The organism is Nocardiopsis oceani (genome assembly GCF_054777395.1).
The window spans coordinates 1-1,302 of sequence record NZ_BAAHAR010000117.1 but is presented as its reverse complement, the minus strand read 5'-3'; the positions used below and the strand labels follow the sequence as shown (position 1 = coordinate 1,302).

Annotated in this window: 1 protein-coding gene and 1 other annotated feature; the gene reads right to left on the bottom strand. The window is 66.8% G+C overall.

Going from position 1 to position 1,302, the window contains the following annotated elements; translation table 11 throughout:
* Window positions 1–18: 18 nt before the first annotated feature.
* Window positions 19–1,250, bottom strand: a protein-coding gene (locus ACYVDG_RS32620; protein WP_460764137.1) for an IS3 family transposase whose coding sequence is annotated in 2 segments (ribosomal slippage) — window positions 19–971 and window positions 971–1,250 — 1,233 coding nt in all. Because the reading frame shifts where the segments join, the coding sequence is not laid out codon by codon here.
* Window positions 859–972 (bottom strand) — a sequence feature (AL1L pseudoknot). It overlaps the preceding gene by 114 nt.
* Window positions 1,251–1,302 lie beyond the last annotated feature (52 nt).

Here is a 1,302-nt window from a genome sequence, read left to right as displayed (position 1 = left end):
TGTTTCGTACCGGAGTTTTTAGAGACTCGGAACCGACGCATCGACGGGTGTCGATGCGGGATTGTGCTGGTAGAAGTCGGCTTCGAACTCCGAGGGTGGGACCAGGCCGATCTCTCCGTGCAAACGGCGGTGGTTGAACCAGTCCACGTACTCAGCCACAGCGATCTCGAGGTCCTCGATGCCCTGCCAGGGCCCCTTGTTGCGCACCAACTCGGCCTTGAACAGCGAGTTGAACGCCTCGGCCAGAGCGTTGTCGTAGGAATCGCCGGTGGACCCGACCGAGGCGAGGGCCCCAGCCTGGGCCAGTCGCAGGGTGTAGCGCACCGCGACGTACTGCACGCCGCGGTCGCTGTGGTGGATGAGCCCGTCGACGCTGTGGCCCCGGTGCCGACGGCTCCACAGGCCCATCTCCAACGCGTCCAGGGCCAGGTCGGTGTGCAGCGACTTCGAGACCTGCCAGCCCACCACCCGGCGGGAGAACACGTCGATGACAAACGCGGCGTAGACCCACCCGGCCGCGGTGCGCACGTAGGTGATATCGGCTACCCACAGTTGGTCGGGCTCGGTGGCGGTGAAGGCGCGTTCCACCAGGTCCGGGCGTTCATCGGGTCTCGGAGCCGGGACGGTGGTGCGCGGGGACTTGGTCCGACCGATGCCGCACAGCCCGGCGGCCTTCATCAGCCGGGCGACGGTGCAGCGGGCCACCCGGTGGCCTTTGCGGTTGAGCTCGGCGTGGACCTTGCGCACCCCGTAGACGCCGAAGTTGTCGGCGTGCACTGCGGTGATCTCCTCTGTCATGGCCGCGTCAGCGAGCGAGCGGGCCGAGGGCGGCCGGTTCTTGGTCGCGTAGTAGGTGGACGGGGCGAACTGCAACGCCTCGCAGATCGGCTCGACCCCGAACTCCTGCTTGTGGGTGTCGATGTAGGCGACTATCTGGTGTGTGGGCGGTCGAGCTCCGCCGCGAAGAAAGCTGAGGCGGACTTGAGGATGGCGTTGGCGCGGCGCAGTTCGCGGACCTCGCGTTCGAGGTCGGCGATGTGCTGGGCCTGATCGGTGGTGGTGCCGGGCCGGTCTCCAGTGTCGATCTCGGCCTGGCTGACCCAGTTGCGCAGGGTCTCGCGGTTGATGCCGAGCTGGTCGGCTGTGCGGGCAATGGCCCCGTCGCGTGTGGCTGGGTCTCGGCGGGCTTCCAGGGTCATCCTGGTTGCGCGTTCACGCAGCTCATCGGGGTACTTCCTCGGTGCTGCCATGTCTCTCATCCTTCCCAGGATTGAGAGCCTCCATCAGACCCGGTACGAACCA